Source organism: Eggerthella lenta DSM 2243, assembly GCF_000024265.1.
Classification (GTDB): domain Bacteria; phylum Actinomycetota; class Coriobacteriia; order Coriobacteriales; family Eggerthellaceae; genus Eggerthella; species Eggerthella lenta.
Map to the genome: position 1 here is coordinate 112,225 of NC_013204.1, position 12,362 is coordinate 124,586.

Sequence of the window (12,362 nt, forward strand, 5' to 3'; positions counted from 1 at the left end):
GGTGCTTGGGCGCGGCAAGGCGGTCGTGTTACCTAATCGCCACGAGACGGTGGATTCCCGGGTACTGCCTGTGGTTTTCGCCGGGTGACTGGCATGCATTGATTGCGCAGCGGGTCGCTGCGCTTTATCATAATAAAGAGAGACGTATTTTCCCATTCGCCATATCCACCAGAGACCGCGTGTTTCAAGGGCGGTCATCGCGTGCAGCATGGTATTTCGGAAGAGGGGCCGCGCTCGCGCGGCAGGAAGGATGCGCCATGGCAACTGAAAGCCAGATCGCTCTGTACGAGAACTTCAAGGCGATCAACACCATCGAAACCGCGAGCTACGACCAGTTCGACGTGAAGCGCGGCCTGCGCAACGCCGACGGCACGGGCGTCATCGCAGGTCTTACGAACATCGCCAACGTTCACGGCTACGTGGTCTCAGACGGCGAGAAGGTAGCCGACGAGGGTATGCTGCGCTATCGCGGCTACGACGTGTACGACCTGCTGGACACCAGCGTGGCCGATCGCCGCTTCAACTTCGAGGAGGTGGCGTACCTGCTGCTCATGGGCGAGCTGCCCACACAGGAGCAGCTCGACCGCTTCATCGCCGCGCTCGATGCCGAACGCGAACTGCCCGACGGCTTCACTGCCTCCATGATCATGCGCGACACCCCGCCCGACATCATGAACATGCTGCAGCGCACCATCCTGCTGCTGTACGCCTACGACGCGGACGCCGAGGATCGTTCGGCTCATCACGAGATCCACACCGCCATCTCGCTGATCTCGCGTCTGCCGCGCATCATGGTGCTGACCTACTACGCGAAGCAGGCTCGCTACAACAACGGCTCCATGATCATGCATCGCTTCATTCCCGGTCAGTCCACGGCCGAGACCATCCTGTCCATGCTGCGTCCCGATCGCCAGTTCACGGCTGAGGAAGCGCGCATGCTGGACATCATGCTGTGCCTGCATGCCGAGCATGGCGGCGGCAACAACTCCACGTTTGCCACGCGCGTGCTGACCTCGTCCGACACCGATCCGTACTCCACGTACGCCGGCGCTATCGGTTCGCTCAAGGGGTCGAAGCATGGTGGCGCGAACCATCAGGTGCTAGCTATGCAGCAGGAGATCAAGCAGAACGTAGCCGACTGGTCCGACGAGGGCCAGGTGGCCGATTACCTGGCGAAGATTGTCAACAAGGAGGCTTTCGACAAGACGGGTCTCGTGTACGGCATGGGGCATGCGGTGTACACGAAGTCCGACCCGCGCGCCATCATCTGCAAGCAGTTCGCCGAGAAGCTGGCCGTGGGCACGGAGTTCGAGGCCGAGTATCGTCTGCTGGAAAGCATCGAGCGCCTGGCGCCCGAGGTGATTCTGCGTGAAAAGGGCACCAGCAAGGACATGTGTGCGAACATCGACATGTATTCGGGCTTCGTGTACTCGATGATGGGCATTCCCGAGGATCTGTTCACGCCGCTGTTCGCGTGCGCGCGCATGTCCGGCTGGGCTGCGCACCGCTTCGAGGAGATCGTCTCCGGCAAGCGCATCATCCGTCCTGCGTACAAGTCCATTCGCAGCGGCAAGCGCGATTACGTTCCCATGAGCGAACGCTAGGGGCGGGGCGGCCGTCGGCTCGGGTCGCCTGTTCGCGCGGCGCCTGTGCGGCCGGGTGTCGGATCGTTCGACATTGCGCCGCGAACGAATGTTTCACGTGAAACATTCACGACCGAACGCACTCTAATGAACAACGTGCTCCTTTCCCTAGCGGGTGGGGAGCGCGTTTCTTTTTGCGAAAGATTCGCCCGCCTCGCTGCAGTGCCCGAGTTCTTCGCTGTCTCCTGAGATCGCTCCGCCACGAAGGCGCCCAAGCCCCTCGCTGCGTTTCGTCCGCTCCGCCACGAAAGGGCCTGGTCCCTTACCGTGCTCCGTCCGGTTCGCCGGCGCTCGCGGCTCATGGACGTTTTTTGCGCAGCCTTCTGCAGCAAAATCGAGTTTTTGGCAGTCTTTTCCTGGTTTCAGCGCAGTTTGAGGACGCTCGGCGCCGTGCCTGCCGGTAAAACGCCAGGTCGCGTGTTTCCCTTTATGGACGGAGAAGGGCTCAGTCTGCCAAACCGGCGATTTTGCTGCGCATGAGCTGCCCGATCATGCACGGCCGAAGCCGGCTCCATGCGCGCGAAGCGGCCGCCTCCCGAATGTTTCACGTGAAACATTCGCTCGTGAGCAGGGAGTTCAAGCCGGAAGGCAGGACCGAACAAAGAAAAGCGCCCGGAACCAGCTGGTTCCGGGCGCGCTGCGTTTCTGGCGGAGGCGGTAGGATTTGAACCCACGAAGCCTTGCGGCTTAACAGTTTTCAAGACTGCCGCCTTCAACCACTCGGCCACGCCTCCGCATGGGGTTTGCGCGTGTGCGCAACGTTTAGGATATCATGCAGTCAATCGCAATGCGACAAGAAATTGACCGCGCATCGCACGAAGCCGCATCGCTCGTCCGTGTCGGCTGCTCGTAAGCGTCCTTTGCGCTTTCGGCTCATTCCACGATGGTTGCGCTCTCGGGGCTTTCAGTTGCGGCGGCGGCTCCGGCTATCTTGCCGAAGACGAGTGCCTGAATGAGGCCGTTGCCGCTCATGTAGGCTGCACCTCCGCGTGAGGAGAATCCTTCGGTGCAGCCGCCAGCTGCATATAATCCCTTGATCAGGCTCTTGTCTGCGCGCAGCACGTGACCTGCTAGATCGGTTGCCATGCCGCCCTGCGTATGGCGAATCTCGCCTGTAACCTTCACTGCGTAATACGGGCCATCGAAGCTTTCCGGCAGATGGGATCGGTTGAATTTATCCTCGCCCTTTTCGATGGCGGCCTGATACTCTGTGATCGTCTTTTCCAGCGTCGCGGCGTCCGTCCCGATGGCGGCGGCCAGCTCGGCACTGGATGCACCTTTCATTACGATGCCCTCCGCTTCCCACTCAGCGTATTTCGCGCTCTTCGCTACCTGCGCGTCGGTGAAGCATAGGTAGGCGATGTTGTCGGATTGCGCTATGACATGAGGGGACAGTTCGGAATAGCCGGTGTATTCGTTGGCGAAGCGGTTGCCTTCTTGGTTCACCATGATGCCGCCGTTGTTCGCAATGCCTTGTTCAAGCGTTTTGCCGTTGTCTACTCCGTGAAACGCATGGCCTTGGTAAGCGCCCATGTTCTGGAGGTTCGCGCCCAGCTCTTGCGCCCAGAGGATGCCTTCGCCGGTAGCTCCTGGCGCCACCATTTTGAAAGCATCAACGGCCTCGGGGCAGTATTGCGCCAGCATGTCGGGGTTGTTGGCGAACCCGCTCGATGCAAGGACGGTGTTCTTTGCCAGGATGGCCAGCTCGTCCTTGCCCATTTTGCCGTAAGCGCCTACGACGTCGTCGCTATCGTCCGCGAGCACCAGTCCCTGCATTTCGCATGACAGCATCTGCGTGATTGCGTCGTTGGCGCTCATGCTTGCGACGAGCGCATCGGTCAGTCCCTTGCCGGCATCGGCGGTGGTATGCATGCGGTGCGCAGTCTGACCGTAATACAGCGCTTGGTCGATGGTCCACACCGCGCCGTGCTTCTCGGTCCACTCGACGATGTCTTTTGATTGTTCGGTCACGGTGCGCACTAGGTCGGGTCGAACGCTGTAGTTGTTCGGACGCATGATGTCCATAACGCATGCGTCCACGCTGTCGTTTTCGCCCATGTCCATTTGCTGCTGAGTGCCTACGGCGGGAATCTTGCCGCTTGAAAGCATGGTGGCTCCGCCCAGAACGCTTGTCTTCTCGCACAATGTCACTTGCGCGCCTTGCTCGGCAGCGCTGAGCGCGGCGCACAGGCCCGCTCCGCCTCCGCCGATGACCAGCACGTCGGTTTCGGTTTGCGTCATGCCGGCGATGTCGCTCTTGCGCTTAGCGAATTGATAGCTGCTACCTTGCGACGAGGTTTTTGCTGCGCCCCCGGTCTCGTTCTCGTTGGGCGAGCAAGCGGCGAGCGCGCCTCCCGAGGCAAGCACGACCGATCCCAACCCCAAGCCCTTCAAAAGGTCCCTGCGTGTCAGATTTCCCATGACAATCCCCTTCCTGTAACGGTGCGGGCATCCCGGCCCGCTCTTGGAGCACTATACGTTTGACCGTGCGGGTGCGAAAAGAAACTCTTATATGCCATGAAGCGTCAACTAGAAGTCGACGTATATCGGTAATACCAGGTCAAAAGGGTGTACGTCATGCGCATCGACTTATCTTGCGATGAGGAGCGCAACTTTGTAGGCTTCAAGCGCAGTCGTTTTGTCTATACTGAGAAAAGGGGGATCCGACCGCGTCGTCACTTGTCGGGAGCGGTCGAGGGGACGCGCGAAGGCCATAGGCGAGGGGAACAACCATGGCAAAGTTTCGTATGGATGTCGATCAGAAAAGGTATTTTTGCACGCTGTGCTCGGAGGGCAGCATCACTCGAGCCGCGCAGTCGCTTTACCTTTCGCGGCAAGGTTTGTCGAAGAGCATGAAGAGCCTCGAAAGCCAACTAGGCGCGCAGCTTTTCGTCCGTGGCAAGAAGGGCGTCGAGCTGACGGCGGCGGGCAGGATCCTTCTCCGTTATCTGCACGAAGAGGGTCGGCTGTGGGATGCGTGCGTTGCCGATATCCGTTCGGTTAGCCAAACGGATTCCGAGCTGGTGCGCGTGGGTTTGCTCAGCATGTACGTGGGGTACAGCCAGAAGCGAGGGTTGCTGGCGAGCTTCCAAGATGATCCGCGCGTAAAGATCGAAGTGGTCGACGGCGACCATGATGCATTCTGGAAAGCTATAGCGGAAGGGGAGCTGGAGCTTGCGTTTTCCATAAAGCCTCCTGATGATTTGGGATTGCCCTCAATAAAGCTATGCGACGACGGTTTGTCGGTCTTGCTGTCGGCCAGCGACCCGTTGTCGCGCAAGAGGTTCATCGACTTCGAGACTGATTTGAGGGGGAAGACGGTCATCCAGACGAGCCCTTGCAAAGGCAGGCTGTACGAGGCGACGTTTCGAAAATACGGCATCAACATGACGTTGCTTATGCATGACAAGAACCTTATGTTGGCTCAGGTTTCAATCAGCAAAGGCTGCTTTATTATTCAAACCGAGTACGCAAAAATGCTGGTCACCGATCAGGTTTGCATGAGACCGCTGATCAATGCGCCCATCGAGATGGACTCTATGCTGGTGTTCGCCCCTGCGCTACGCCCTATGGCGCGTGCGGTGGCGCGTCATCTGCTAGCGCCGTACGGCAAGGAAAGCGAACTCGATGCGTATTTTGGCATATAATAAGCGACATGACCGATGAAGACTACATGCGCATGGCAATCGAGGAAGCGCGCCGCGCCGAAGAACTGGACGAAGTCCCCATCGGGGCCGTTGTCGTATACGAGCCCATCGATCCTGGAACGCGCCGCCCCTTGGCCGAGCCGCAGGTGATCGCGCGCGCGTGCAACCTGCGCGAGACTACGCAGGATCCGGCGGGGCATGCCGAGTTCATCGCGCTCAAGCAGGCGGCCGAGCGTTTGGGCGTGTGGCGGTTAACCGGCTGCACGGTGTACGTGACGCTGGAGCCGTGTGTGATGTGCGCGGGCCTTATGCATCAAGCGCGCGTCGACCGCTGCGTGTACGGCGCGGCCGACCCGAAGGCGGGCGCTCTCGGCACGCTGTACGCGGTCAACGCAGACGAGCGCCTCAACCACACCTTCGAAGCTGTCTCTGGCGTTCTGGGCGATGAATGCGCCGAGCTGCTGCGCAGCTTCTTCGCGCGCAAGCGCAAGAAACGAATGGAATCGAAATGACGCAACCGAGCAAGAACGGCGAAAACGCCGTAGACATGCTGGCCGTGGCTCGCATCGCGCAGGGCGTGGACATCGCGGGCTTCGCCGGCCCCGATGCCGTCAAGCTGGTGGCACCGGCGAAAGTGAATCTGTTCCTCGACATCGGCGCGAAGCGCGCGGACGGCTATCACGAGGCCGTCAGCATCATGCATGCGCTCATGCTGCACGACGTTTTACGCATGAAGCTGGCGCCGGGACGCGGAGAAGGTCTATCCGTCGATCTCTCGTGCGTTGCGCGCGAAGGGCTCGCGATGCTCGATGTGCCCGTGGAGAGCAACATCGTGGCGAAGGCCGTGCGCTTGCTGGCTGAAAAATTGGGACGCACGGCTGACGAGACGGTGGTCGCCTGCCTCGAGAAGCACATCCCCGCCGAGGCCGGTTTGGGCGGCGGCTCCTCCGACGCCGCCGCGGCGCTGCTGGGCGCTGCGCACTTGTGGGGCGTGCCTGCCGACGATCCGCGTATCGAGGAAGCAGCACGAAGCCTGGGTGCCGACGTGGCGTTCTTCCTGCATGGCGGCTGCGCTTGCTTCACGGGCGTGGGCGATGCGTTCGACCATGCCCTTGCGCCCATGAACGGCAACGTCGTGCTCGTGAAGCCCGAGGGCGGCGTGTCCACGGCTGCCGCGTACCGCGCGTTCGACGAGCATCCCACGGCCATTTCCGAGGCCGATCGCGAAGCAGCCCTCGAAGCCCAGCGCGCCGCCGACGTGCCGCTGCGCAACAACCTCGTGCCCGTTTCCGAGCACCTGCTTCCGGCGCTCGTGGACATCCGCTTGTGGGCTAGCGAGCGCGCCGACGTGCAGCGCGTGCTCATGTCGGGCAGCGGGTCGGCCGTGTTCATGCAGTGCGCCACGTTCGCCGATGCAGGTCGCGTGGCCGCCGAGGCGCGCATGCGCGGCTGGTGGGCGCGTGCTACCATGTTTGGCTCGGCGCGTGCGGCCGTGGTGCCGAACCGCTGAAATTTCGGCAGCCCGATGCATTCGCGAAATCTAAGTGTTACGATTCGGTTTACCAATCGGTAGCGGATTTCCTGAATGGCATGCACGATGGTAGAATGCTAGCCACGTAACAGCAAAGGAGAGCTATGAGCATCCCATTGATCATCATCCTCGTCATCGTCGTCGTGCTGGTTGTGGCCGTGATCGGGCTATACAACAACCTCGTCAAGCTCCGCAACATGGTGGATAACGCCTGGGCGCAGATCGACGTGCAGTTGCAGCGCCGTCTCGACCTCATCCCGAACCTCGTCGAGACCGTCAAAGGCTATGCTGCCCACGAAAGCGGCACTCTCGAGGAGGTTACCAAGGCTCGCACCGCCGTCATGAACGCGCCTACGCCCGAAGGCAAGATGCAGGCCGACGGCTTCCTCACCGGTGCGCTGAAGAACCTGTTTGCCGTCGCGGAGGCCTACCCCGACCTCAAGGCGAACACGAACTTCCAGCAGCTTCAAGCAGAGCTGTCCAACACTGAAGACAAGATCAGCTACATGCGCCAAAGCTTCAACGACACCGTCATGAAGTACAACACTGCGATCCAGACGTTCCCTGCAGTGCTCATCGCGGGCATGATGGGCTTCAAGCAGCGCGATAGCTTCGACGCGACGGCGGGCGCGGAAGTCGCTCCCAAGGTGCAGTTCTAGCCAAGTTCAACGAGCGTCGCGTCTCTGCGCGGCGCTCGTCGAAAACTATTTTGCGTAGGGTTCGCTGCGCTATCTTGGCGCCTCGTGCTGGCGGCCGTGCGCGCTAGCTTCGCTGAGAGGCGTCTTGCCGCCGTGGATCCTGCGCCCGTCTATCGGAGCGGCTTCATGAAGAAGGTTTCATCGCGGAAGCACGATCGATTCGGTCGCGTGCTCGATTCCGACCCGGTCTATCTTATCGCGGCGCTTGCGCTCATGGCGCTGCTCGTGTCGTTCTACGCGGTTCTGTTGGTGAATATGAACGCCATCGATACGAAAACCGAGGATCTCAAGGAACATCCCTACGCGGTCACCGTTGCGGCAGGTCGAGCCGAAACGCTGCTCATGCAAGTGCGAACGCTGGACAACCGCTTAGCGTTCGCGCGCACGCCGGAGACCGTCGCAAGCGTTAAAACGGAGTTCGCCTCCATCGACGAAAACCTGCGCACAGCGTTCAGGGTGGTTGAACAGCGCCATCACGGCAATCCCGAGAAAGTAAAGGACCTGGTAAGCAACTACGAGGAGTTCAGCGAGTTGCAGGATCGGCTTATCGCCCTCAGCTTGAGCGACGCAGACGACGAGGCGGTTGCCGCTTTTCTGGCGAGTGAAATCGACCCGCGCATCGATCGGATGCTGGAAGACAACCAGGCCATCATATCCGCCGCCGCCCGTTCTTTCGACCAGTTGTACAAGGCGGTCGGCAAAACCCGCCAGGATACCATGTTCACGGCGTCGGTGCTTATGACGGCCGTGATGGTGGCGCTGGTGCTGTTCCTCGCGGTGATCAAGCGCAAGAACCGGCAAGAGCGCGAGCTGCAGGAAAGCCTGCGGTGCGCGATGGAGAAGGCGCAGGATGCCAGCGAAGCGAAGTCGCGCTTCCTGTCGAACGTGTCGCACGACATCCGGACGCCTCTCACGGCCATCATGGGACTCGTCGATATAGCCGTCGAGCATATCGACGAGCGCGATCGCGTGAAGGAATGCTTCGACAAAGTGCAGCTGTCGTCGCATCACCTGCTCAATCTCGTGAACGACGTGCTGGATATGAGCAAAATCGAAAGCGGTCAAATCAACCTGTGCTGCAAGCCGTTCGACCTGCATGTCGTCGTGGAAACGCTCGGGTCCATCGTGCGTCCGCAAGCCGATTCGAAGCATCTGACGTTCTCGGTGTTGCGCGTCGACGTCGAAGAGGGGCTTGTGCTGGGTGACGAGATGCACGTGAACCAGGTGCTCATCAACCTGCTTGGCAACGCCGTCAAGTACACCGAGCCGAGCGGGACGGTAAGCCTTGCCGTCGAGGAGCTGAGGGGCGACGAGCGCGTGGAATATGCCGCCCAGCACGGTCTTTCGCTTGAGCCGACCAGCCATGACGGCTTCGATATGTGTATTCGCCTGATCCGCTTCATCGTGGAAGATGACGGCATAGGCATGTCGAAAGAGTTCATGTCGCGTTTGTTCGACCCGTTCGAGCGCGAGGAGGTGCCTACGCGCTTATCGGTGGAGGGGACTGGTCTGGGCTTGTCCATCGTTAAGAACCTCGCCGACCTCATGGGCGGTACCGTACAGGTGCAAAGCGAGCGAGGGCGCGGATCGCGTTTCACGTTGGTGCTGCCGTTCGAAGCTTGCGAAGGGGATGCGTGCAAACTGCAGTTGGAGGAGTCCATCGAGGCCGAGCGCTCGGATGCTGCGGTTTCGGCGGTGTCATGCTCCTGGCAGCATGTGCACGTGCTGCTTGCGGAAGACAACGAGATCATCGGCGAGATAGCGGAGGAGATCATCGCTTCGACGGGCGCCACGGTCGAGCGCGCCTGGAACGGCCTGGATGTGCTCGATCTGCTTGAAGGCGCGCCCGAAGGGCGCTTCGACCTCGTGTTCATGGATATCCAGATGCCCGGCATGGACGGCCTCGAGGCGGCGCGACTCGTTGTCGAACGCTACCGGGAAGCAGGTCGCGCACGGCCGCCTATCATCGCCACCACGGCGAACGCCTACGAGGAGGATCGCCGCCGCGCGCTCGACGCCGGGATGGACGGATTCGCCGTGAAGCCCATCGGGAAAAGCGAGGTGTGCCACCTGTTTGCGACGTTCGTCGACGCTAAGATCGACGAATAGATGGCTCTTCTCGATGATATGAGAGCAACGCGCGCCGGTCTGGTATGATGCGGACAACGCAAGCTGCCGGATGCCCGTGCATCCCGACCTGGGAAAGGAGCACTTTCCGTGTTCGCTCGACTGTTGCGCATCGTCCCGATGCTTATCGTGTTGGCCGTGGTGGCGGCAATCGTATACATCGTGGCCGCATGGCGCTATTCCCCGAACCGAGCGAAAGAGCTGCTCATCAGGATATTCACGGCTATCACGGGCGCCGTTTCGGCGTTCTTCCTGCTGGTGTGCGCCTACGCGTGGCTCGAGCGCAACGGAGCCGTGTTCGATCTGTCGTTCAGCTTTTTGTTGACGGCTCTTATCGGGCTTGCGGCGACGCGGATATGCCGCGCGGTGTTTTTGCGCCACAACCCCGCGTACCGCATCAAGGCCGCGAAGACGACGACTCCGGGTTCCCGTGTCAGGCGTTGGCGGAAGAAATAGGAAAACCCTCTTACGAGGGTTTGAAATGCGGTGGCGGAGAGCTGGGGATTCGAACCCCAGACACCCTTTTGGGGTGTACTCGCTTAGCAGGCGAGCACCTTCGGCCTCTCGGTCAGCTCTCCGCGGTATAATAGGTGCGGTTTGCTATGATACCGTGACCACCTCCAAGTTGCAAGGAGCATGATCATGCAAAACATGAGCGGTTCGCAACTCCGCGAATCCTTCGCTTTTTCCCGACGAAACGCCGTGCTGTTTTGCGCGGCGCTCCTGGCGCTCGCATGCGCGCTTGTGGCGCTGGCTCCCGGGCAGGCTCACGCGAAATCGTACACCATGCCGAAGGTGGATATCCAGGCCCAGGTGGAAACCGACGGCGCGTTGCAAGTGACCGAGCAGCGCACGTTCGATTTCGACGGCGATTTCTCCGCGGTGTGGTGGGCCTTCGACGGGCTTCCGCAGAACGCTTCCCTCAAGATCAACGGCGTGCGTATGGCGAACGTCGATGCCGATGGCACGGTGGTGGGCGATTGGACGACGTTGCCGAGCGAGGCGTTCGTGCTCGGCTGGCGCGAATCGGGCGGGCCTGGGAAAGATTCCTACTCGTTCGACGCGCCGAAGAACAGCGTGTACGTGTTCTTCAACGCCTCCGACGACCGTCGCATCATCGAGCTCGATTATACGGTGGTCAACGGGGCGCAGGCGTATTCCGACATAGGCGAGGTGTATTGGAAATACGTGGGCTCCCAATGGAAAGAGGCTTCCGACAACGTCACCATGACGTTGGCGCTGCCCGTACCGCAGGGTACCGAGGTCGTGCCGGGAGAGAACGTGCGCGCATGGGGTCATGGACCGCTCGACGGCAAGGTGACCGTGAACGCCGACGGAACCGTGACGTATGCCGTGCCGCATGTTGCGGCAGGTCAATTCGCCGAAGCGCGCGTGGCGTTTCCGGTGAAGTGGTTAACGAACCTGTCGCCCGAAAGCGCGGCGCTGCATCAAGGGGAAAACCGTTTGGACACGGTGCTGAAAGAAGAAAAGGACTGGAGCGACCAGGCGAACCGCACTCGCGTTCTTTCGTTGGCGTTCGTCATCGGCTGCGGTGTTGTCTGCGTGCTGCTGCTCGCCTGGGCGCTGCGCGCCTACTTCAAGTACGGACGCGAATACCAGCCCCGGTTTACCGACGAGTATTGGCGCGACGTGCCTGACCCCTCCATCCATCCGGCGGCTATCGGACGCCTGTGGCGCTGGGATCGCGAGAGCCAAGACGATTTCACGGCTACGCTCATGCATCTTGCGCACGTCGGCGCCATCCGCATCGACGCGGGCAGTTACGAGGAACCCGGCGCGTTCGGGCGCATGAAGACCGTGGACGACTATTACATCACAAGGTTGCCTGCTGCCGACAACGTGACCGATCCCATCGATCGTCAGGCGTTGGATTTGCTGTTCGGCACGTTGGCCGGGGGAGCCGACTCGCTGTGGTTCGGCACTATCAAGAAGTACGGCGAAGATCATCCGCAGGAGTTTGTCGACGCGATGCAGGGCTGGCAGGGCGCGCTTTCGGCGGCGACGAACCGCGAGGATTTCTTCGAGGCGAAAGGCAAGCGATACCAGGGCTACCTCATCGCGCTTGCCGTGGTGGTCGCTTTGTCCGGTGTCGCCATTTGGATACTCATGTCGAACTTCATCCCTCTGATATTCATGATTCCCACCGCCATCGCGTTGGGCGTGATCGGGAACTACATGCCGCGTCGCAGTGTGAAGGGCAACGAGCTGACGGCCAAGAGCAAGGCGCTGCGCAACTGGCTGACCGACTTCTCGTCTCTTGACGAGCGTCCGCCCACCGACGTGAAGGTATGGGGCGAGTTCATGGTGTACGCCTACCTGTTCGGCGTGGCCGACCAGGCCATCAAGCAGCTGCAAACCACCATGCCGCAGCTGTTCGAGTACGACGGATCTATGGGCATGACGTACATGCCTTGGTGGTTCTGGTACACGGGAGGCCATACGGCTGCCGGCTCAGCGATGCCTTCGGTTAGCGACATGCTGCAAACGTCGATGACGAACACGATGTCAACGGCTCAGGCGGCGCTTTCGGGCGCTAGCGGGAACTTCTCCAGCGGCGGTGGATTCGGCGGCGGCTTCTCAGGCGGCGGCGGAGGCGGCTTCGGCGGCGGAGGCGGCGCCCGGTAAACCAGGCAGGAACGAACGCGGCCCCGGCAAGGGGTCGCGTTTTTTGTGCGCGTATCCGCGAACGAGGTTC

9 protein-coding genes and 2 tRNA genes are annotated in these 12,362 nt (G+C 60.9%); 8 read left to right on the plus strand and 3 right to left on the minus strand.

Annotation, left to right across the window (positions count from 1 at the left end):
• Positions 1-257: 257 nt before the first annotated feature.
• The gene (locus ELEN_RS00455) at positions 258-1,604 is read left to right on the plus strand and encodes a citrate/2-methylcitrate synthase (protein WP_009305662.1); all 1,347 of its coding nucleotides are present in this window, start codon (positions 258-260) and stop codon (positions 1,602-1,604) included.
• A 685-nt stretch (positions 1,605-2,289) separates the two neighbouring features.
• Here the strand turns inward: ELEN_RS00455 and ELEN_RS00460 are convergent.
• Both ELEN_RS00460 and ELEN_RS00465 read right to left on the minus strand, forming a co-directional pair.
• Positions 2,290-2,377 (minus strand) — tRNA-Ser (locus ELEN_RS00460).
• A gap of 139 nt (positions 2,378-2,516) precedes the next feature.
• Positions 2,517-4,022 carry an FAD-dependent oxidoreductase gene (locus ELEN_RS00465; RefSeq protein ID WP_227110570.1) on the minus strand — a complete coding sequence of 502 codons (1,506 nt, stop codon included), beginning with the start codon at positions 4,020-4,022 and terminating at the stop codon, positions 2,517-2,519.
• A 353-nt stretch (positions 4,023-4,375) separates the two neighbouring features.
• Here ELEN_RS00465 and ELEN_RS00470 point away from each other — a divergent pair, with 353 nt between their 5' ends.
• The 6 genes from ELEN_RS00470 to ELEN_RS00495 all read left to right on the plus strand — a co-directional run bounded on the left by ELEN_RS00470 (position 4,376) and on the right by ELEN_RS00495 (position 10,102).
• Positions 4,376-5,290 carry a LysR family transcriptional regulator gene (locus tag ELEN_RS00470; RefSeq protein ID WP_009607744.1) on the plus strand — a complete coding sequence of 305 codons (915 nt, stop codon included), beginning with the start codon at positions 4,376-4,378 and terminating at the stop codon, positions 5,288-5,290.
• Between the two features lie 8 nt (positions 5,291-5,298).
• The gene (locus ELEN_RS00475) at positions 5,299-5,802 is read left to right on the plus strand and encodes a nucleoside deaminase (RefSeq protein WP_009305665.1); all 504 of its coding nucleotides are present in this window, start codon (positions 5,299-5,301) and stop codon (positions 5,800-5,802) included.
• Positions 5,799-6,800: a 4-(cytidine 5'-diphospho)-2-C-methyl-D-erythritol kinase gene (gene ispE / locus ELEN_RS00480; protein WP_009305667.1), complete on the plus strand. Its 1,002-nt coding sequence runs from the start codon at positions 5,799-5,801 to the stop codon at positions 6,798-6,800. Before ELEN_RS00475 ends, ispE begins: the two co-directional genes overlap by 4 nt.
• Before the next feature lie 125 nt (positions 6,801-6,925).
• On the plus strand, positions 6,926-7,480 hold the full coding sequence (locus tag ELEN_RS00485; RefSeq protein WP_009305668.1) for a LemA family protein: 555 nt from the start codon (positions 6,926-6,928) through the stop codon (positions 7,478-7,480).
• 165 nt (positions 7,481-7,645) lie between these two features.
• Positions 7,646-9,628, plus strand: a complete 1,983-nt coding sequence (locus ELEN_RS00490; protein WP_015759811.1) for a hybrid sensor histidine kinase/response regulator — start codon at positions 7,646-7,648, stop codon at positions 9,626-9,628.
• Positions 9,629-9,736: 108 nt separating this feature from the next.
• On the plus strand, positions 9,737-10,102 hold the full coding sequence (locus tag ELEN_RS00495) for a hypothetical protein (protein WP_009305672.1): 366 nt from the start codon (positions 9,737-9,739) through the stop codon (positions 10,100-10,102).
• A gap of 31 nt (positions 10,103-10,133) precedes the next feature.
• On the opposite strand, the gene ELEN_RS00500 is transcribed toward ELEN_RS00495, so the two are convergent.
• Positions 10,134-10,224: transfer RNA gene (locus ELEN_RS00500), tRNA-Ser, on the minus strand.
• A gap of 64 nt (positions 10,225-10,288) precedes the next feature.
• Here ELEN_RS00500 and ELEN_RS00505 point away from each other — a divergent pair.
• Positions 10,289-12,292, plus strand: coding sequence for a DUF2207 domain-containing protein (locus ELEN_RS00505; protein ID WP_009305673.1), 2,004 nt, complete (start codon positions 10,289-10,291; stop codon positions 12,290-12,292).
• Positions 12,293-12,362 lie beyond the last annotated feature (70 nt).